Genomic DNA, 19,798 nt, shown 5'->3' on the forward strand with positions numbered 1-19,798 from the left:
CACCACACCGGGGTCGACCCCGTCAGGAGTCGAACCCCAGCCCGACCCGGTCGAGCACCTGCAGGAAGGCGTTGCGCCGACCCTGCCGGTGGTCGGCCCGGTCGAGCGACCACCTCGTGAGGTTGATGCCGATCGAGGACAGCGGCTCCGGCGGGAAGGGCAGCGGGCGCTCGCGCACCATGCGCAGCTCGGTGCGCTCCGTCGGCTCTCCCGCGAGCAGGTCGAGCAGCACGTCCGCCGCGAAGCGGGTGGCACCCACGCCGAGGCCGGTGAACCCGGCCGCGTGGGCCACCCGCCCACGGTGCGACAGGCCGTAGAACGCGGTGAACTGCGTGCACGTGTCGATGGCACCCGCCCAGCGGTGGCTGAACCGGACCTCCTCCAGCTGCGGGAAGGTCGCCAGGAAGTGCGACGCCAGCCGCGCGTGGCTCGCGCGCCGGTCCTCGTGGCGGGCGGCCACCTTCCCGCCGGCGGGGTAGACGGCGTCGTACCCGCCCCACAGGATCCGGTCGTCGCTCGTCAACCGGGCGTAGTGGAACTGGTTGGCCAGGTCGGCCAGTCCCTGCCGTCCCTGCCAGCCGATCGAGGCCCGCTGGTCGGCGGTGAGCGGCTCCGTCATCAGCACGTAGTCGTAGACCGGGACCGTCATCCACCGGTTGCGCCGCAGCAGCGACGGGAAGGCGTTGGTCGCGAGGACCACGTGGTCGGAGGTGACCACGGCCCGATCGGTGTGCACCTCCACGGCACCGGACGGCGTACGCCGCAGCGCGGTGGCCGCGGAGTGCTCGTGCACCTCGACGCCGAGCTCCGTCGCCACGCGGGCCAGCTCGAGCGCCAGCCGTGCGGGGTGCACGAGGGCGGTCTCGTCGGGCTCGAGCGCGCCGGCCAGGAAGAGCGGGCTGTCGATCTCCGCGCGCGTCCGCGCCGCGTCGAGGAAGTGGGGCCGGTCGCGCAGCCAGTCGACCTGGTGCTCCTCGACCGCGACCGCAAGGGTGCCGGTGCGCTCCCACTGGCAGTCGAGGCCGAGCTCGCGCACCTCGGCCTCGAAGCCGTCGAGGTTCTCGCGGCCGAGCCGGGCCAGGGCCTCCTGCTCCTCCGGCCAGCGGTGGCGCGCGTTGTCCTCGCCGTGGGTCAGGGACGCCTCGCAGAAGCCGCCGTTGCGGCCCGACGCCGCCCAGCCGACGGTGCGGGCCTCGAGGAGGACCACCCTGCGACCGGGGTCGCGCCGCTTGGCGTGCACCGCCGCCCACAGGCCGAGGTAGCCGCCGCCCACGACCGTGAGGTCCGTCCGGAGGGGCGCGAGGAGCTCAGGGTGGCGGGCCTGTGGACCGGCCTCGTCGAGCCAGTGGACGGCCTGCACGCTCGGGGCGAGCGCGCGCTCGACCAGCGCGGCGGAGGGGGCGTGCCGCTCGTAGGCGGTCGGGTGGGCTGCCACCCGTCGATCCTGCCAGCAGCCGACCCGGCGGACGGTCGTACGCCCCGCGGCCGGGGGTCGGGCATGCTGGAGCCATGCGTTTCACCGAGCACGAGCTGACGGTCGCCGTGACCGCCGCGGCCAAGGTCGTGGCCGGGGGCAAGGTCGGCAGGAGGGCCAAGGGCGAGGCGGCGTGGGAGGCGATGAGCAAGCTCGAGCGCTACCACCTCCTCGAGGCCGTCGGCAGCCAGGTGCTGCCCGTCCTGCTCGCCCTGCCCGACGTCGAGGTCCCGGCCGGCACCCGGCCGACGTTCACCGACGACCAGATCGGCACCGCGGTCCAGCAGACCCTCGGCGAGACCGGCGTCGGCCGGCTCCGCCAGAAGGTGGCGGTGGCCGCGCGCCTCACGCTCGTGCGTACGGCGCTCGCGCAGCTGCCCGTGCGCCAGGACCCCGACGCGCTCGTCGTGCCGGACTCCCTCTGACGCGACCCCCGGGATCCTGAGGAGGACGCTCAGGTTCGGTGCGTACCGTCGATGGCGATGACTTCCACGACTTCGAAGACGATCGCCATGATGCGCACCTCGCGGACCCGCACCGCCCTCGTCGGCCTCGCGGCCGCCGCCCTGTTGTCCCTGTCCGCGTGCGGCAGCGAGAACGACTCGCGCGACGAGCCCGACGCCGCTCCTTCCTCGAGCGAGTCGCCCAGTGCGTCCGCGGACGACACGGCCGCCGCCGGCCCCGACCTCGAGGGCATCCCCGACGTGGTGGCCGAGGTCAACGGCGAGGAGGTCACCAAGGAGGAGTTCGCACCGCTCTACGAGGCGGCCTTCCAGCGGGCGACCATGGAGGCGCAGATGAGCGGCGAGGCGCCCGACGAGGAGGCGCTCAGGAAGCAGACCGTCGACGACCTGGTCGACACCGAGCTGCTCGCCCAGGAGGCGGACGAGCGCGGCCTGTCCATCACCGACGAGGACGTGGACGCCGAGCTCGAGCAGCTCGCGCAGCAGAACCAGATGGCCTCCGGCGAGGAGCTGCTGAAGGCGATCGAGGAGCAGGGCATGAGCCAGGAGCAGGCCCGCACCCAGGTCGGCACCCAGGTGATGATCGAGCAGCTCGTCGCCGACGAGGGTGGTCCCGCGGAGCCGACCGGCAAGGAGCTCCGGGAGATCTACGCGCAGGCCAAGCAGGCGCAGACCGGGCAGGAGATCCCGCCCTTCGCCGAGGTGCGCGACCAGATCGCCGAGCAGGCGAAGGCCGAGGAGACCGGCCGGATCGCGCAGGAGCTCGTCGACGGCCTCCGCGAGGACGCCGACATCACGGTCAACCTCTGACCCCGACGCCTCAGCCCTGCGCCGGGTGGCCCATCAGCGCGGCCACCGCGTCGGTCAGCTCGAGGCGGTTGAACGGCTTGGACAGGAAGTGCGGGTGCCGGTAGGCGACGTCCTGGTCGCCCGACATGAGCAGCACCCGCGCGTCGGGGCGGGTGATCCGCAGGCGCTCGGCCACCTCGAGCCCGGTCATCCGGGGCATGTGGTGGTCGAGGACGATGAGGTCGAACTCGCTCTCGCAGGCGCTGGTCCAGGCCTCGAACCCGTCGGCTGCGACCGCCACGTCGTGCCCGGCGCGTTGCAGCACGAAGCAGATGAAGTCGCGGATGTCCGGGTCGTCGTCGGCGACGAGACTTGTCATGGACATGCAACGAGTGTGCCCGCGGGAAGTCACTCCGGGGCTCGCGCCCGGTCACGACATCTAAAGAGGTTGTGAAGACCGCGGGCCCTCGCTCCTCCTCAGCGGGGCCCGGTGGCCCTACTGTTCTCCCATGCTGAGGGTCCTCGTCGTAGAGGACCACGCCCCCACTCGGGAGGCGCTGGTCGACGTGCTGCGGGTCGTGGGCTACGACGCCGTCGAGGCTGCGTCGGGGCGCGAGGCCCTCGAGCTGGTGACGACGTCCGGCCCCGACCTGATGGTGCTCGACCTCGGACTGCCGGACCTCGACGGGATCGAGGTGATCAAGGAGATGCGCGAGGTGTCCGACCTGCCGGTCCTCGTCGTCTCGGGCACCCACCGCCGCCGCCGCAAGGCCGACGCGCTCGACGCGGGCGCCGACGACTTCATCGAGAAGCCGTTCGACGTCAGCGAGCTCCGCGCGCGTCTGCACGCCGTGACCCGGCGCCGCTCGCGCGGCCTCGCCGACGACCCGCGCCGGACGTACGGCGACATCGAGGTGGACGTCGAGGCGCGCACCCTGTCGCGCAGCGGTCGCGAGATCCGGCTGACCGAGACCGAGTGGCGCCTCCTCGACGCGCTCACCGCCCGCGCCGGCGCCGTGGTGACCCACCAGAGGCTGGCGGCGACCGTGTGGGGACCCCGGGCCCGCAAGGAGGTCTACCCGACGCTCCGGGTCCACATCGCCTCGTTGCGCCGCAAGCTGCGCGACGGGGGCCAGGACCCGCAGGTCATCCGTGGCGAGTCCGGGATGGGCTACCGCTGGGTGGCCGTGGGCGACCAGCGGGCGGCACGCGACCGTACGACCGTGCTGCACCGCGCCGTCGCGCTCCGCGACGAGGTGGCGCTGCTGGCGCCCGCGGCGGCCTCCGGCTCGCCCGAGGCCGAGGCGCTCGCGCGCGCCTCCGACCTGGTCGACGCCCTCGAGCGCCTGGAGGCCCGCACGTGAGCCGGGCGCAGCGCCCCCTGCCGGTGCCGACGGTGCTCGCGTTCGCCGGCGCCTACGCCGTCCTCGCGCTGCTGGGGAGGACGACGGTGGTGGACGGTGCGACCGTCAGCCTCGTGTGGCCCGCGGCGGGCGTGGCGGCGCTGTGGATGCTGGCCGAGTCGCCGCGCCACCAGTGGCGCGTGCTCGTGCCCCTCGCGCTCGTGCACGGAGGGGTCGTGTGGGGCACCGGCGCGTCCCTGACGGTCACGCTCTTCGGCTCGGTGTCCGTCGCGGTGCAGACGTGGCTCCTCTGCCACCTGCTGCGGCGCTGGTGCCCGAGCCTGCTGGGCGCCGGCGGGACCGCGAGCCTGCGCATGCCGCGCACCCTGGTGCTCGCGGGCGTGGCGGCCGTCCTCGCGTGCACCGTCGGGGCGGCGATCGGCACGACGGGCCTGTGGGTCGACGGTGAACCGACGGACGCGTCGACGGCCGTGGCGTGGTTCGCGCGCCACCTGACGGGCATCCTCGCCGTGGGTGGGGTCGGCCACCTCGCCTGGGAGTGGCGTACGCAGCAGGTCCCCGCGCGGGCGCACGGCGGCTCGACCACGGAGCTCGTGCTGCTGTGGGTCGGCTCCGTCGTCATCACCGTCGTGCTGTTCCTGCAGCCCTACCCGCTCGCGTTCCTCGTCATCGCACTGACCGTGTGGTCGGCCGCGCGCTTCCGCACGTTCCCCGCCGCCCTCCACGCCCTGACGCTGGGGTCGATCGGGCTGTGGCTCAGCCTGCTCGACCACGGCTCCTTCGCCCGCCTGTCGGACCCGCTCGCCGAGGCGCTGGTCTCGCAGGTGTTCCTGGTCGCGGTGCTGCTCGCCGGCCTGTTCGTCGGTGCGCTGAGCGACCGTATCGACGAGCTCTTCGCGACGGTGACCCAGGCCCAGCGCGAGGCGGCCGAGCAGGCCGAGCTCCTGGCGGAGATGACCGAGAGCATGGGCGAGGGCCTGGTCGTGCTCGACCGCGACGGGCGCGTCGAGCGCAGCAACGGCGCCAGCCGGCGGCTCGCCCACCGGGTCCGGCCCGGGGCGCGCGACGCCGACGCGCTGGCCGCGCTGGTCGCGCTCGTGCTGCACCCGGCCGCCGACAACACCGACGCGGCGCGCGCCGAGCTGGGGGTCGGCGACGTCGTCGTCCCGCTCGCCAACGGCGAGGAGGCCGTCCTCGCCGTCTCCCGCACCGTCCTCACCCGCCGGCTCGCGGACGACGGCGGCGCCGGGGTGCTGCTCGTGCTGCGGGACGTCACCGAGCACCGCTCCGGCCTCAAGCCGCTGGCCGGCTTCGCCGCGACCGCGGCCCACGACCTCCGCGGGCCGCTCACCGCCATCCGGTCCTGGCTCTCGCTGGCCATCGAGGACCTCGAGCCGGGGGCCGAGGTGCTCGCGCCGCTGCGCCGTGCCGAGCGCGCCACGAGCCACATGGGCCAGCTCATCGACGACCTGCTCGAGCACGCGATGGCGGAGTCCGGCGAGCTCGTCGCCCAGGACGTCGAGCTCGCGGGGGAGCACGGCGTGCTGGCCCCCCTGGTCGGGCTCCTCGGTCCCGACGACGTGCTCGAGGTGGCCGACGACCTCCCGCCCGTCCACGCCGACCCGGTGGCCGTGCGGCAGCTGTTCGGCAACCTCGTCGGCAACGCCGTGAAGTACGCCAAGCCCGGCGAGCCGGCGTACGTCCGGGTCCGCGCCCAGCAGCAGGGCTCGCGCGTCGTCGTCGAGGTCGAGGACGCCGGGGTGGGCGTGGTGGACCACGACCGCTCGCTGATCTTCCAGCGGTTCCACCGCAGCGGCGCGGTGCGGGCGAACTTCCGCGGGACCGGGATGGGCCTGTCGATCTGCCAGACGATCGTCCACCGCCACGGCGGGACCATCGAGTGCCTGCCCACGGCCCCCGGGACGGGGTCGGTGTTCCGCTTCGACCTGCCCGCGGCGTCGGGGTCGGCTTCCTCGGGAGCCTCGGCGTCGGGGGCCTCGTCGTCGGGGTCCTCGTCGTCGGGGGTGGCTCCCCGGGCGGCGGATCCGGAGCGCGAGGAGCTTCGCGGCTCGCAGGCCGAGGCCCGGCGGGTGCCGGAGTCGTCGCGGGTGTCGTCGCCGGAGTAGGAGTCCGGTCCGCTCTGTCGACCTTTGCACCCGAGTTCCGTGCTTCGAGGTGGAGATCTCTACCTGCAAGCACGGCGGTCACCGGATATCCGGTGACTCCAGCCGCAGCCGGAGATCCGCAGCCAGGACCCCCGCCAGTGCTCACACGTTGCGGCGGTACTGCCCACCCACCTCGAAGAACGCCTCGGTCACCTGCTGGAGCGAGCACACCCGCGCGGCGTCCATGAGGACCGCGAAGACGTTCTCGCCGGAGATCGCGGCGTCCTTGAGCCGGGCGAGCGCCTGCTGCGCCTCGGCGCCGTGCGCGGCCTGGAAGGCGCGCACCCGGGACAGCTGGGACTCCTTCTCGGTCTCGGTGGCGCGGGCCAGCTCGATCTCCTGCGGCTGCGCGTCGGCGGCCGACTCCTTGAGGAAGGTGTTGACCCCGATGATCGGCAGCGAGCCGTCGTGCTTGCGGTGCTCGTAGAGCATCGACTCGTCCTGGATCCGACCCCGCTGGTAGCCCGTCTCCATCGCGCCGAGCACGCCGCCGCGCTCGTTGATGCGGTCGAACTCCTCGAGCACCGCCGCCTCGACGAGGTCGGTGAGGTCGTCGATGACGAACGAGCCCTGGAGCGGGTTCTCGTTCATCGCCAGGCCCCACTCGCGGTTGATGATCAGCTGGATCGCCAGCGCGCGGCGTACGGACTCCTCCGTCGGCGTCGTGACCGCCTCGTCGTAGGCGTTGGTGTGCAGGCTGTTGGCGTTGTCGTAGATCGCGATGAGCGCCTGCAGCGTCGTGCGGATGTCGTTGAAGTCCATCTCCTGCGCGTGGAGCGACCGGCCGCTCGTCTGGACGTGGTACTTCAGCTTCTGCGACCGCTCGGAGGCGCCGTACTTCTCCTTCATCGTCACCGCCCAGATGCGGCGCGCGACGCGGCCGAGGACGGTGTACTCGGGGTCCATGCCGTTGGAGAAGAAGAACGACAGGTTGGGGGCGAAGTCGTCGATGTCCATCCCGCGCGCGAGGTAGGCCTCGACGTAGGTGAAGCCGTTGGCGAGGGTGAACGCGAGCTGGCTGATGGGGTTCGCCCCGGCCTCGGCGATGTGGTAGCCGGAGATCGACACGGAGTAGAAGTTGCGCACCTGCTGCTCGATGAACCACTCCTGGATGTCGGCCATCATCCGCAGGCAGAACTCCGTCGAGAACAGCGCCGTGTTCTGGCCCTGGTCCTCCTTGAGGATGTCGGCCTGCACCGTGCCGCGGACGTTGGCGAGGGCGTACGCCGCGAGCTGGGCGTGCTCCTCGTCGCTCGGCTCGCGCGACTCACGCTCGCGGAAGGCCTCGACCTGCTGGTCGATCGCGGTGTTGAGGAAGAACGCCAGCACGGTCGGCGCGGGGCCGTTGATCGTCAGGGACACCGACGTCGTCGGCGCGACGAGGTCGAAGCCGTCGAAGAGCTCCTTCATGTCGTCGAGGGTGGCCACCGAGACGCCGGACGTGCCGACCTTGCCGTAGACGTCGGGGCGCGGGTCAGGGTCGCGGCCGTAGAGCGTCACGGAGTCGAAGGCGGTCGAGAGCCGGGTGGCGGGATTGCCCTCGGAGAGGATCTTGAACCGGCGGTTGGTGCGGGCCGGGTCGCCCTCGCCGGCGAACATCCGCGCCGGGTCCTCGTTGTCGCGCTTGAACGGGAAGACGCCTGCGGTGAAGGGGAAGTAGCCCGGCAGGTTCTCGTTGCGCCAGAACCGCACGAGCTCGCCGTGGTCGGCGAAGCGCGGCAGCGCGACCCGGGGGATCTTGTTGCCGCTGAGTGACTCCTTCGTGAGCCGGGTGGTGATCTCCCGGTCGCGGACCTTCACGACCTGCTCGTCGCCGGAGTAGGACTCCACGACCGCCTGCCAGCGCTCGATCTGGTCGACGACCTCGTGGGGGACGGCCTTGCGCGCCGCCTCGAGCAGCGCGGGGACGCCGCCCGCGTCGCCGTCGCCGAGCTGGTCGGCGACGTACTGGACGCGCTGGAGGGTGCGCGCCGCCTCGGCCAGCTCGGACGTACGCGCGTGGTAGCCACGGACGGTCTCGGTGATCTCGGAGAGGTAGCGCACCCGGTCGGCCGGCACGACCTGCCGGATGCCGGAGGAGTGGCGTACGTCGACGCGCGGGAGCGTGCCCTCGCTGATCGCCAGGCCGGCCTCGGCGAGCTCGGCGCGCAGGTGCTGGTAGAGCGCGGTGACGCCGTCGTCGTTGAACGTCGCCGCGCTCGTGCCGAAGACCGGCATGTCGTGCGGCTGCTTGCCGAAGGCCTCGCGGTTGCGGACCAGCTGGCGCCCGACGTCGCGCAGCGCGTCCTTGGCGCCACGGCGCTCGAACTTGTTGATGGCCACGGTGTCGGCGAAGTCGAGCATGTCGATCTTCTCGAGCTGGGAGGCGGCGCCGAACTCGGGCGTCATGACGTAGAGGGAGTGGTCGACGAGCGGCACGATGCCGGCGTCGCCCTGGCCGATGCCGGGCGTCTCCACGATCACCAGGTCGTTGCCGGCGGCCTGGAGCACGGCGATGACGTCGGCGAGGTGGTCGGGCACCTCGTGGGCGCCGCGGGTGGCGAGCGAGCGGAAGAACACCCGGTCGCCGTCGAGGGAGTTGGCGCGGATCCGGTCGCCGAGCAGCGCGCCACCGCCCTTGCGCCGGGTCGGGTCGACCGCGACGACGGCGATCCGCAGCTTGTCCTGCTGGTCGGTGCGGAACCGGCGGACCACCTCGTCGGTGAGCGAGGACTTGCCCGACCCGCCGGTGCCGGTGATGCCGAGCACGGGTACGACGCGGCGCGTGGCCGCGGCGCGGATCTCGGCGAGGGTCGCCTCGTCGAGGCGTCCGCCCTCGGCGCCGGTGATGGCCCGCGCGACGGCGAACCGGTCGCCGGTGAGCACCTGCTCGACGGTGACCTGCGCGTCCTGCCAGAGGTCGACGTCGCAGTCGGCGACGACCGAGTTGATCATCCCGACGAGGCCCATCCTCTGGCCGTCCTCGGGGGAGAAGATGGTGACGCCGGACTCGCGCAGCCGGGTGATCTCGGAGGGCACGATCACGCCCCCGCCGCCGCCGACGACCCGGACGTGGCCGGCCCCCGCGGCGCGCAGCGACTCGACGAGGTACTCGAAGTACTCCACGTGTCCGCCCTGGTAGGACGACACCGCGACCCCCTGGACGTCCTCCTCCAGCGCCGCGTCCACGACCTCCTGCACCGAGCGGTTGTGGCCGAGGTGGATGACCTCGCAGCCCTGGCTCATGAGGATGCGCCGCATGATGTTGATCGAGGCGTCGTGGCCGTCGAAGAGCGCGGACGCGGTGACGAGGCGGATCGGGTTGCGCGGGGTGTGCAGGTCGGCCATGGTCCGATGCTAGGACATCCAACTATTACTCGGAAGTCACAAGGGCGGGGGTGCTTTGCACCCGAGTTGCGTGCTTCGAGGTGGAGATCTCTACCTGTAAGGCCGGTGGTCCCCGGATATCCGGGGACCGCCGAGCTGGCCGCCGCAGCCCACCCCGACCCCCTCAGAGGTCGCCGAGCCCCGTCCGGAGCGAGGTCAGCCGGTCGGTCAGCTCCCGCACGTCGCCCCCGGGCAGCCCGGGCCGCTCGAAGACCTCGCCGTTGAGGGCGGCGGTCGCGTCCTCGACGGCCTGCCGGCCGGCCTCGGTGAGCACGGCGCGTACGACGCGCTTGTCCTCGTCGCTGCGCACGCGCTCGACGTAGCCCTGCGCCACCAGCCGGTCCACGGCGCTGGTGACGCTGGTCGGGTGGACCTGCAGCAGCGACCCCAGGCGCGACATCGGCATGGCCGTGCCACGGGCGAAGGACAGCAGCCGCAGCACCTCGTAGCGGGCGAAGGTCAGCCCGCGCGGGCGGAGCACCGCGTCGATCCGCTCCATCAGCAGCTGCTGGGCCCGCACGACCGAGGTCACCATCGCCATCCCGTCGGCGGCGTCGCGCCAGCCGTGGGCGACCCACTGGCGGTGGGCCTCGCCGATCGGGTCGCGGGTCATGGCTGGAGGTTAGCGATGGGCCGGCGTCACCGGTGCAGCGCGGTGAGCACCGCGTGCGCCTCGACCATCGCCGGGCCGTACCAGGTCAGCAGCCGCCCCGAGACGAGCCGGGTCGGGGTGGCCAGCGCCTCCGGACCGTCGTCGGCGGTGAAGACGTACGGCTCGTCCGGCAGCAGCACGACGTCCGCGCCGGCGCCGTCGATGTCCGCCGGCGTGACCGGCGGATAGCGCCCGTCGCGGCCGGCCAGCACGTTGACCAGCCCGGCCCGGGTGAGCAGGTCGTCGGTGTAGGTCGGCGACCCCACGACCATCCACGGGTCACGCCAGATCGGCACCGCGACCCGCAGCCGCGCCGGCGCCGGGGAGGACCAGAGGTCGCGCGCCTCGACGAGCCAGCCGGGATCCGCGAGGTCGAGGGCCTCGGCGAACAGGCGCGACATCGAGCCCAGCGCGTCCTCGACGGTCTCGATCCGGGTGACCCGCACGGCGACGCCGGCGTCGCGCAGGCGGCGTACGTCGAGCTCGCGGTTCTCCTCCATGTTGGCCACGACGAGGTCGGGGGAGAGGGCGCGGACGGCGGCGAGGTCGGGGTTCTTGGTGCCGCGCACCCGCGCCACCTCGAGGTCCGCCGGGTGGGTGCACCACTCGGTGGCGCCGACCAGCCGGTCGGGCGCCGAGGCGGCCAGCGCCTCGGTCAGCGACGGGACGAGCGAGACGACGCGGCTCGCGGGCGCGCCGAGCGGGACATCAGCTCCCAGGTCGTCGCGCACGGGTCGAACCTAGGACACCGGAGGGGTGCTCGGCGCGCCGAGCCCGGCGTGATGGAGTTGTCCCATGAGCAAGCACGCCCGGTCGTCGGGGCTGCCGGTCGACGGCGCGGAGCGGGCCACCGCCGACGGGTGGAGCTTCCCTGCCCGCGACCCCGCGACCGGCGAGCGGCTCTGGGACGTCCCCGACGCCGGCGTCACCGACGCGCACGCCGCGGCCGAGGCGGCGTGGCGGGCCCGGCACGCGACGACGTGGAGCACCGACACCGCGCTGCGCGTGGACGCCGTCACCGAGCTGCGCGAGGCGCTGGCCGCACGGGCCGACGACCTCGCCCTGCTGCTCGCCGCCGAGACCGGCGTCCCGGTCGCCCTGCGGGAGGCGCACGTCGACGCGCCGATCGCCGCGATGGGCCACGAGGTGGTGCCGGACCCCGAGCAGGACGCAGGCGTGACGCTCGTGCTCACCCCGGCCACGTCGCCGCTGGCAGTGGCGATCGAGGAGGTCGGCCGCGTGCTGCTCGCCGGCGGCACCGTCGTGCTCAAGCCCGCGCCCGAGGCGGCCTCCGCGGCTCTCGAGCTCGGCCGCATCGCGCTGGACGTCGTGCCGCGCGGCGTCCTCAACGTGGTCACCACCCGCGACGTCGACGTGGCGATCGCCCTCACCCGCGACCGCCGGGTCGACGAGGTGTCCTTCACCGGGTCGGCGGTCGTCGGCGAGCGGGTCGGGGCGACGGCCGGTGGCGCCGGCAAGCGCGTACGACTCGACGTCGGTGGGGCACGGTCGGTCCGGGTCGCGGACGACGACGACCTCGACGCCGTGGTGCGGGCCGCCGCCGTCGAGCTGGTGGCCAACGCCGGGCAGGGCTGCCGGCTCCCGGCGAGCGTCGTCGTGCCCACCCACCGCTACACCGACGCGCTCCGCGCGGCGCTCGGGGCCATGGAGGAGGTCGCGGTCGGTGACCCGACCGACCCGGCCACCCGCTGCGGGCCGCTCCGCTCGCCGGTGGCCCGCGACCGGGTGCTGCGCTACGTCGCGCTGGCCAGGTCCGAGGGCGCCGACGTGGCGCTCGGCGGCCACGTCCTCGACCGCGACGGCGGCTGGTGGGTCGCGCCGACCGTCATCGGCGGGGTGGAGCCGGGCTCGCGGCTGGTGCGCGAGGAGGTGCTCGGCCCGGTGCTCATGGTCGTGCCCGACTCATCGGCACGTGCATGATGCCGTCCTCGTCGAACTCGGGCCCGGTCACCTCGAAGCCGTAGCCCGCGTAGAAGGCGGTCAGCCCGGTCTGGGCGTCCAGCCGCACCGCGCGGTCGCCGCACAGGCGCATCGCCTCGTCCATCAGCAGTGCCGCCAGCCCGCGCCCGCGCGCCGCCGGTGCCACCACCACGCGACCGATCCGCATCGCGTCGCCGTCGTCGAGCACGCGCAGCGTGCCGACCACCTCGTCGTCCTCCAGCAGGACGACGTGGCGGGTCGTCGGCTCGAGGTCGCGCCCGTCGAGGTCGGGGTAGGGGCAGTCCTGCTCGACCACGAACACCTGCTGCCGCAGCCGCCACACGTCGTACGCCGTCCGCGCGGGGAGCTCGTCGACGGTCGTGGTGAGCACCCGGGTGCTCATCGCAGGAACTCCACGACCTGGTCGAACGCGCGCCGCGACTCGGGGATGAGCGGCAGCAGCCCGTAGACGTGGATGAGGTCCGGCTCCTCGATCGAGGTCAGGTCCCAGCCGGCGTCGGCGGCCCGCTTGGCGAGCAGCCGGCAGCCGGGGTGCAGGAGGTCGCGGGTGCCGTAGAGCATCAGGGCCCTCGGCAGCCCCGACAGGTCCCCGAGCGCCGGCGAGACCTCCGGGCGGCCGAGGTCCTCGGCCGAGCCCGCCCACCAGCCGGCGTACGCCTCGAGCTTGGTGTAGAAGAGCCACGGGTCGACGAGGTCCGCCTCGCGCGTCTCCGGCGTGGAGGTGGTGAGGTCGACCCAGGGTGCGTGCAGGACCAGGTGGCTCGCGGCCGGCAGGCCCCGGTCGCGCACCGACATCGCGACGGCGAGGGCGAGCCCGCCGCCCGCGGAGTCCCCGGCCAGCACCGCACCGCCCTCCTGGCCGCTCCAGCGCGCGGCGTCCGCGACCAGGGCGTCGTGGGAGTCGGCCCACGTGTGCTCGGGAGCGAGCGGATAGTCGGGGAGCACGACCCTGGCCCCGATCGCGTCGGCGAGCCGGGTGGCGTAGCGGACGTGGAAGGCGTCGATCGGTGCCATGAAGGCGCCGCCGTGGAGGTAGTGCAGCGTGCGGCGCACGGGCCGGTCGCGCGGCGTGAGGACGTAGGAGGGGAACCCGAGGTCCTCCACGGACACCTCCCACCGCTTCGCGAAGCCCGGGGTGGCCCGGACCGGCAGCGACCGGTCCTGGGTGCGGTGCCGCGCCTCGACGCGGGCCCGCTCGGCGGGCTCGGTGTCGAGGTCGCCGGCGCGGCGCAGGCGCGGGATGGCGCGGGCCAGCAGGTCGTGTCGGGTGCTCGGCATGGAGGCAGCGTAGGTGGCGGGCCGCGGTGCGGGCGGAGGGGCGGGCGGGGGTGTGGGTGGCCGCGGCTAGGGTGGTGCCACAAGACAGGGGAGCACGCGCGGGCGTGCTGAGAGTGCGGGACAGCCGCAGACCCTACGAACCTGATCCGGTTAGCACCGGCGATAGGGAGTCCACCATGTTGCACGTACGAGTCCGCGCTGCCCTCGTGACGGCCCTGACCGCGTCCGCCCTCACGGCCTGCAGCCTCGCCGGCGGTGGGGGGGACGAGGCCCCGAGCGCCACCGAGTCGGCGTCCTCCGGCGCCACGCAGGCGGGCGGCACCGTCGTCCTCGCCACGCACGAGTCGTTCGCCCTCCCCCAGAAGCTGGTGCGGGCCTTCGAGGAGGAGACGGGCTACTCGCTGGAGGTGCGGGCAGCCGGCGACGCGGGCACGCTCGCCACCAAGCTGAGCCTCACGGCCGACAACCCGATCGCCGACGCGGCGTTCGGCATCGACAACACCTTCGCGTCTCGTCCGCTCGGCGAGGGTGCGTTCGCCGAGGTCACCACGACGACCACCCCGCCCGAGGAGTACGCCCTCGCCGAGGGCGGCGACCGCCTGGTGCCGGTCGACTCGGCGAGCGTGTGCGTCAACGTCGACACCGCCTGGTTCGAGCGGGAGGGCATCGAGCCGCCGCGCACGCTGGCCGACCTCACCGACCCGGCCTACGCCGACCTGTTCGTGACGCCGGGCGCCTCCACGAGCAGCCCCGGCATGGCTTTCTTCCTGGCCACGGTCGCCGAGCACGGCGACGGCTGGCGCGACTACTGGACCGACCTGCTCGCCAACGGCGCCAAGGTGGTCGACGGCTGGGAGGACGCCTACTACGGCGACTTCACCGCCGCGTCCGAGACCGGCACCCGCCCCGTCGTGGTGTCCTACGACTCCTCGCCGGCCTTCACCGTCGAGGGTGGCCGGACCACCACCGAGGCGCTGCTCGACACCTGCTTCCGGCAGGTGGAGTACGCCGGCGTGCTGGCCGGTGCGGACAACCCCGACGGCGCCGCGGCGCTGGTCGACTGGATGCTCTCCGACGAGGTGCAGAGCGCGCTGCCGGAGTCGATGTACGTCTTCCCGGTCATGCCGGGGGCGACGGTCCCCGACGACTGGGCCCGGTTCGCGCCCCAGCCCACCGAGCCCTACGAGGTCTCCCCGGAGGAGATCGCGGCCAACCGCGAGCAGTGGCTGACCGAGTGGACCGACGTCGTCTCCCGATGAACCGCACCCCATGAGACGCATCGCCGGTCTCCTGCTGCTCGCCGCCGGGCCGGTGCTCGTGCTCGGCGTGCTCTTCGTCCTCCCGGTCACCGGCATGGTCGCCGAGGGCTTCTTCGTCGACGGACGCTTCGCCCCGGGCGCCGTGCTCGAGGTCCTGGCGCGACCGCGCGTGCACCGCGTCGCGTGGTTCACCGTGTGGACGTCGGGCGCCGCGACCCTCTTCTCCGTCGTGCTCGGGCTCCCGGCGGCGTACGCCCTGCACCGCCTCGCGCTGCCGGGACGGGCCGCGGTCCGGGCCGCCTTCCTCGTCCCGTTCGTGCTGCCCACGGTCGTGGTGGGCGTTGCGTTCCGCCAGCTGCTGGGGGAGGGGGGACCGCTGGGGTTCCTCGACCTCGACGGGACGCCGGTTGCCATCGTGTGCGGGCTGGTGTTCTTCAACGTCGCGGTGGTCGTGCGCACGATCGGCGTCGCGTGGGAGTCGCTCGACCCCCGGCCGGGGCAGGCGGCGGCCGCCCTCGGCGCCTCGCCGTGGCAGGTGCTGCGCACCGTGACGCTGCCGGCGCTGCGGCCGGCCATCGTCGGCGCCGCGAGCATCGTCTTCCTCTTCTGCGCGACGGCGTTCGGCATCGTGCTGACCCTCGGCGGCGTCCGCTACGCCACGGTCGAGACCGAGATCTACCTGCTGACCACGACGATCTTCGACCTCCAGGCCGCCGCGGCGCTGTCGGTGCTGCAGATCGTCGTCGTGGTCGGGCTCCTGGCCCTCGCCGCGCGGCTGCGCGCCACGCCCGACCCGACGGCCCACCGCACGGCCACCCCCGCACGCGCCGTACGCCGCGGTGACGCCCCGGTCGTGGTCGCGACGCTGCTGGTGCTCGGCGCGATGCTGCTGCCGATCCTCACCCTGGTGGCCGGGTCGCTCACCGTCGGCGACGGCTGGGGGCTCGACAACTACCGCGCCCTGACGACCGCGGGCGACAACCAGGCGCTGCTGGTGCCGGTGACCTCGGCGCTGGTGACCAGCCTCCGCACCGCGGTCGACGCGACGTGGATGGCGCTGCTGGTCGGCGTCGTCGTCTCGCTCGTCGTCACCCGCCGCTCGCACTCGGTCGCCGAGCGCCGCGTCCGCTCCACCCTCGACGGCTTCTTCATGCTGCCGCTCGGGGTCAGCGCCGTGACGCTGGGGTTCGGCTTCCTCATCACCCTCGACCAGCCGCCGCTCGACCTGCGCGACTCCGCGCTGCTGGTGCCGATGGCGCAGGCGCTGGTCGCGCTGCCGCTCGTCGTCCGGACCCTGACGCCGGTGCTCGGCGGCATCGACGACCGCCAGCGGCAGGCGGCCGCGTCGCTGGGGGCGTCCGCGTGGCGCACCCTGCTGACCGTGGACCTGCCGGTGGTCTGGAAGCCGATGCTCGCGGCCAGCGGCTTCGCCTTCGCCGCGTCGCTGGGCGAGTTCGGCGCGACGTCGTTCCTGGCCCGCGACGACGAACCGACCCTGCCGGTCGTGATCTTCCGGCTGATCGGGCACCCCGGCGAGATGAACTACGGCATGGCGCTCGCGGCGTCCGTCGTGCTGGCCGCCGCCACCGCCGCGGTGATGGTCGCCGTCGAGCGGCTGCGCGTGCCCGGAGTGGGGGCGTTCTGATGGCGCTCTCGCTGCGCGACGTGTCGGTCCGCTACGGCGACACCGTCGCCGTCGACGGGGTCTCGCTCGACCTGGCCGCCGGCCAGGTGCTGGCGGTCCTCGGCCCGTCGGGGTGCGGCAAGTCCACGCTCCTGCGCGCGGTCGCGGGGCTCGAGCCGCTCTCGTCGGGCTCGATGTCGTGGGCGGGGGAGGACCTCGGCGGCACGCCGACCCACAAGCGCGGCTTCGCCCTGATGTTCCAGGACGGCCAGCTCTTCGCGCACCTCACCGTCGCCCGCAACGTCGCCTACGCCCTCCGGCTGCGACGTACGCCCTCAGCGCGCGTCGCGGCCCGGGTGCGCGAGCTGCTGGCGCTGGTCGGGCTCGCGGGCTACGACGACCGGCTGCCCGGCACCCTCTCCGGCGGGGAGCGCCAGCGGGTCGCCCTCGCCCGCGCGCTGGCGGTGGAGCCGCGCCTGATCCTGCTCGACGAGCCGCTGTCCGCGCTCGACAAGACGCTGCGCGAGCGGCTGGCGGGCGACCTGCGCGAGATCCTCCGCAGCGCCGGCACCACCGCGCTCCTCGTCACCCACGACCACGAGGAGGCCTTCGCGCTGGCCGACCGGCTCGCGGTGATGCGCGACGGCCGGGTCGTGCAGGGCGGGGCGATCGACGAGGTCTGGCGTGCGCCGGTCGACGAGGAGACGGCCCTCTTCCTCGGCTACGCCCGCGTCCTGCGCGGCGACGCGGCCGCCCGCGTGCTGGCAGCGGGCGGGCTCCCGGCGGCGCCCGCGGTCGCCGTACGCCGCTCCTCCCTCGTGCTCGACCCGTCCGGTCCCGTGGAGGCGACCGTCGAGTCGGCGCGGGTGACCCCGGAGCAGGTGCGCCTCGTCGTGGTCGCCGACGGCGTGGGCACCGTGGACGCCGTGGCGCCCCTGGGCAGCCGCGCCGCGCCGGGGGACCGGGTCCGGCTGGGCGTGGACGTGACACGGCTCGCCGTCCTGCCGACCGGGACGGGGGTTGACCCGTCCCTAGACTGACGCCCGTGTACAGACCGGCCTATGCCCTGCTCGTGGGAGTCGCCGCCACCATGGGTGTGCTGGCGGTGACCGCTGCGCTGGTGCTCGACCGGCCCCTCGTCGACCCGGAGGGGTTCCTCGGTCCGTCGTGGCTGCGGCTGCCGCTGCTGGTCTTCGGCGCCTTCCTGCTCGACCTGCTCCCGCGGACGCTCTACGCCTCGAAGATGAAGCCCGCGCTGATGCCCGACATCGTGCGCGAGCGGATCCGCACCCACTGGGACCGCGAGCGGATCGTGCTGGTCGTCCTCGGCCTGGTCTGCTTCTACATCACCTACGTCTGCTACCGGAACCTCAAGTCCTTCCTGCCCTTCATCATGGGCGAGGACAAGTACGACCGTGAGCTGCACCTGGTGGACCGGGCGCTGATGTTCGGCCACGAGCCCGCGACGATCCTCCACACGATCTTCGGCACCGGCATCTCGGCGCACTTCCTCTCCACGATCTACCTGTGGTTCCTGCCGCTCGTCCCGCTGGCGCTCGCCGCCTGGCTGGTGTGGTCGCGCAACATCACCTTCGGCTACTGGTTCGCCACCTCGCAGTGCCTGGCGTGGTCGCTCGGCACCGCGTCCTACTACGCGCTGCCGACCCTCGGCCCCGGCTTCCAGTACTCCTACCTCTACGTCGACCTGCCGGCCACCGGCTCGAGCGCGCTGATGGAGTCGTTGTTCTACGGGCGCAAGGGCGTGATCCGCGACGGCGCGGAGGGTGCCGTGCAGTCGGTCGCCGGCTTCGCGTCCCTGCACGTCGCGATCACCCTGCTGGTGGCGCTGATGGTGCAGTACACGTTGCGCAACCGGGTCCTCCACATCATCTTCTGGGCCAACTTCGCGATCACGGTCGTCGCGACCCTCTACTTCGGCTGGCACTACATCGCCGACGACCTCGCCGGGGTCGTCATCGCCCTCTTCGCCTTCTGGCTCGGGGGGCTCGCCAGCGGGCAGAAGTTCGACAGACGGGGCTTGGCCTCCCATCCCACCTCGACGACGAGCCAGGTGCCGGTCGACGTGGAGTAGGTGGTCGGGGGTCTGTTGGTCTTCTTGGGTCTGGAGTCCCCGGATATCCGGGGACCACCGCGCCTACAGGTAGAGATCTCCACCTCGAAGTACGCAACTCGGGTGCGAAGCTCCCGGGTCAGCCCCTCTTGAGGCCCCGGCCCGCCAGCACCCTGCGGATGCGCGTCGCCAGGAGCTCCGGCCGGTCGAGGTCGGCCCACGTGACCCGCAGGCACACCCACCCGGTCAGCAGGCAGACCAGCTCCTGGCGCTTCTTCTCGCGCATGAGGAACTCGTCGAGCGACTCACCCGGGAGCCGGTGCCGCTCGTACTTGGCGCGGCCGTCGAACTCGAGGAACACCTCGAGCTCCGGCCAGGCGAAGTCGAGGCGCGCCACGACGTTGCCCCATTCGTCGCGCACCACGACCTGCGGCTCGGGCCGCGGCAGGCCGTAGAGGTAGGCGACATGGCTGAACCGGTCCTCGCCCACCGACTCCAGCCGCCCGTCGGCCAGGCGCAGGACCACGTGGGCGGTGAGGCTCCCCGGCCACGACCGGTGCTCCTCGACCTGCGCTGCGAAGTCCTCGAGGCTCATCGCTCCGGCGTGCAGCAGCCGGTTCACGACGACCAGCGCGGCCTCCACGCCGGCGACCGTGGTGACCTCGAACGCCGACCGCGCAGCGCTGCTCACCAGCACGCCGTTGACCACCTCGACGTCGTCCGGCGTCAGGACGCCGCGGTGCGGCACCCAGTCCTGCTGGCGCCTGCCGGCCCGCTCCGGGTGCTCACGAGTGGTGTGCACGACGTCGAGCGGGAACCCCCACACGGGCACGCCGCGCTCGACGACCGACGTGGCGTGCGTCAGGACAGTCGCCTCGTGCGCACGCGCCAGGACGGCCCTTGCCAGGAGGCGGTGCCGGTCCTCGGAAGAGCAGGACTCCCAGACGTCGGCGGTCACGTAGGCGCCGTACCGGATGCGGCGGAGGACCTTCGTGCGGACGAGGCAGTCGATGTGGGTGTCGCTCATCCCGCTCGCGAGGAGGTCGCGGCGGAGGTGGACGAGCCCGGTCAGGTCACGGGCGGTCGGAGGCGGGGTCGGTGGTCTCATCACCAGGGGTGACTGCCCGTCGCCGGAGCCGGCTACGCAGCCTCGGAGAGATCTGTGGACAACGCGGGCTCGGCCTCGGTCGGCCCGAGCTTTGCGCCCGAGTTCCGTGCTTCGAGGTCGAGATCTCCACCTGTAACCCCGGCGGTCACCGGATATCCGGTGACCGCCCACCGGAATGACATCGGTGTGGTTCAAAATCGCAGTGATGTCATTCGTCAAGCG

17 protein-coding genes and 1 riboswitch are annotated in these 19,798 nt (G+C 73.3%); of the genes, 9 read left to right on the forward strand and 8 right to left on the reverse strand.

Going from position 1 to position 19,798, the window contains the following annotated elements; all coding sequences use genetic code 11:
- Window positions 1–22: 22 nt before the first annotated feature.
- Window positions 23–1,435 carry an FAD-dependent oxidoreductase gene (locus tag HN031_RS09465; protein WP_172269330.1) on the reverse strand — a complete coding sequence of 471 codons (1,413 nt, stop codon included), beginning with the start codon at window positions 1,433–1,435 and terminating at the stop codon, window positions 23–25.
- A 74-nt stretch (window positions 1,436–1,509) separates the two neighbouring features.
- Here HN031_RS09465 and HN031_RS09470 point away from each other — a divergent pair, with 74 nt between their 5' ends.
- Together HN031_RS09470 and HN031_RS09475 are read left to right on the forward strand one after the other, a co-directional pair.
- Window positions 1,510–1,899 carry a hypothetical protein gene (locus tag HN031_RS09470; protein WP_172269331.1) on the forward strand — a complete coding sequence of 130 codons (390 nt, stop codon included), beginning with the start codon at window positions 1,510–1,512 and terminating at the stop codon, window positions 1,897–1,899.
- Window positions 1,900–1,956: 57 nt separating this feature from the next.
- The gene (locus HN031_RS09475; RefSeq protein ID WP_172269332.1) at window positions 1,957–2,748 is read left to right on the forward strand and encodes a SurA N-terminal domain-containing protein; all 792 of its coding nucleotides are present in this window, start codon (window positions 1,957–1,959) and stop codon (window positions 2,746–2,748) included.
- 10 nt (window positions 2,749–2,758) lie between these two features.
- On the opposite strand, the gene HN031_RS09480 is transcribed toward HN031_RS09475, so the two are convergent.
- On the reverse strand, window positions 2,759–3,112 hold the full coding sequence (locus HN031_RS09480; RefSeq protein ID WP_172269333.1) for a response regulator: 354 nt from the start codon (window positions 3,110–3,112) through the stop codon (window positions 2,759–2,761).
- Window positions 3,113–3,236: 124 nt separating this feature from the next.
- Between HN031_RS09480 and HN031_RS09485 the strand changes: the two genes are divergently transcribed.
- On the forward strand, window positions 3,237–4,091 hold the full coding sequence (locus HN031_RS09485; RefSeq protein WP_172269334.1) for a response regulator transcription factor: 855 nt from the start codon (window positions 3,237–3,239) through the stop codon (window positions 4,089–4,091).
- A complete protein-coding gene (locus HN031_RS09490) occupies window positions 4,088–6,217 on the forward strand; it encodes an ATP-binding protein (RefSeq protein ID WP_172269335.1) in 2,130 nt (709 codons plus the stop codon). The genes HN031_RS09485 and HN031_RS09490 overlap by 4 nt, the downstream gene beginning before the upstream one ends.
- 141 nt (window positions 6,218–6,358) lie before the next feature.
- Here HN031_RS09490 and icmF read toward each other — a convergent pair whose 3' ends face one another.
- From icmF to HN031_RS09505, 3 genes are all read right to left on the reverse strand, one after another.
- Window positions 6,359–9,583 (reverse strand): fused isobutyryl-CoA mutase/GTPase IcmF, encoded by a 3,225-nt coding sequence (icmF, locus tag HN031_RS09495; RefSeq protein ID WP_172269337.1) that lies wholly within the window; start codon window positions 9,581–9,583, stop codon window positions 6,359–6,361.
- A gap of 163 nt (window positions 9,584–9,746) precedes the next feature.
- Window positions 9,747–10,235 carry a MarR family winged helix-turn-helix transcriptional regulator gene (locus HN031_RS09500; RefSeq protein ID WP_172269339.1) on the reverse strand — a complete coding sequence of 163 codons (489 nt, stop codon included), beginning with the start codon at window positions 10,233–10,235 and terminating at the stop codon, window positions 9,747–9,749.
- Between the two features lie 26 nt (window positions 10,236–10,261).
- The gene (locus HN031_RS09505; RefSeq protein WP_172269341.1) at window positions 10,262–11,005 is read right to left on the reverse strand and encodes a helical backbone metal receptor; all 744 of its coding nucleotides are present in this window, start codon (window positions 11,003–11,005) and stop codon (window positions 10,262–10,264) included.
- A 64-nt stretch (window positions 11,006–11,069) separates the two neighbouring features.
- On the opposite strand from HN031_RS09505, the gene HN031_RS09510 reads away from it, so the two are divergent.
- Window positions 11,070–12,215 (forward strand): aldehyde dehydrogenase family protein, encoded by a 1,146-nt coding sequence (locus tag HN031_RS09510; RefSeq protein WP_172269343.1) that lies wholly within the window; start codon window positions 11,070–11,072, stop codon window positions 12,213–12,215.
- On the opposite strand, the gene HN031_RS09515 is transcribed toward HN031_RS09510, so the two are convergent.
- Together HN031_RS09515 and HN031_RS09520 are read right to left on the reverse strand one after the other, a co-directional pair.
- Complete coding sequence (locus HN031_RS09515; RefSeq protein ID WP_172269345.1) at window positions 12,181–12,618, reverse strand: GNAT family N-acetyltransferase; 438 nt, start codon at window positions 12,616–12,618, stop codon at window positions 12,181–12,183. The genes HN031_RS09510 and HN031_RS09515 overlap by 35 nt on opposite strands.
- Entirely contained in the window at window positions 12,615–13,514 is a 900-nt protein-coding gene (locus HN031_RS09520; protein ID WP_172269347.1) for an alpha/beta hydrolase, read from the reverse strand. The genes HN031_RS09515 and HN031_RS09520 overlap by 4 nt, the downstream gene beginning before the upstream one ends.
- A gap of 76 nt (window positions 13,515–13,590) precedes the next feature.
- A riboswitch (TPP riboswitch) is annotated at window positions 13,591–13,700 on the forward strand.
- On the opposite strand from HN031_RS09520, the gene HN031_RS09525 reads away from it, so the two are divergent.
- The 4 genes from HN031_RS09525 to HN031_RS09540 all read left to right on the forward strand — a co-directional run bounded on the left by HN031_RS09525 (window position 13,691) and on the right by HN031_RS09540 (window position 18,489).
- Window positions 13,691–14,773: a thiamine ABC transporter substrate binding subunit gene (locus tag HN031_RS09525; protein ID WP_172269349.1), complete on the forward strand. Its 1,083-nt coding sequence runs from the start codon at window positions 13,691–13,693 to the stop codon at window positions 14,771–14,773. (Overlaps the previous riboswitch by 10 nt.)
- A gap of 10 nt (window positions 14,774–14,783) precedes the next feature.
- Window positions 14,784–16,418 carry an iron ABC transporter permease gene (locus tag HN031_RS09530; RefSeq protein WP_172269351.1) on the forward strand — a complete coding sequence of 545 codons (1,635 nt, stop codon included), beginning with the start codon at window positions 14,784–14,786 and terminating at the stop codon, window positions 16,416–16,418.
- Window positions 16,418–17,437, forward strand: coding sequence for an ABC transporter ATP-binding protein (locus HN031_RS09535; protein ID WP_172269353.1), 1,020 nt, complete (start codon window positions 16,418–16,420; stop codon window positions 17,435–17,437). The genes HN031_RS09530 and HN031_RS09535 overlap by 1 nt, the downstream gene beginning before the upstream one ends.
- Before the next feature lie 5 nt (window positions 17,438–17,442).
- Window positions 17,443–18,489: a phosphatase PAP2 family protein gene (locus HN031_RS09540; protein WP_322425120.1), complete on the forward strand. Its 1,047-nt coding sequence runs from the start codon at window positions 17,443–17,445 to the stop codon at window positions 18,487–18,489.
- A gap of 118 nt (window positions 18,490–18,607) precedes the next feature.
- Here the strand turns inward: HN031_RS09540 and HN031_RS09545 are convergent, their stop codons facing one another.
- On the reverse strand, window positions 18,608–19,579 hold the full coding sequence (locus tag HN031_RS09545) for a hypothetical protein (RefSeq protein WP_172269355.1): 972 nt from the start codon (window positions 19,577–19,579) through the stop codon (window positions 18,608–18,610).
- Window positions 19,580–19,798: the final 219 nt, after the last annotated feature.

It is taken from the genome of Nocardioides sp. zg-1308, assembly GCF_013155375.1.
Lineage (GTDB): Bacteria > Actinomycetota > Actinomycetes > Propionibacteriales > Nocardioidaceae > Nocardioides > Nocardioides renjunii.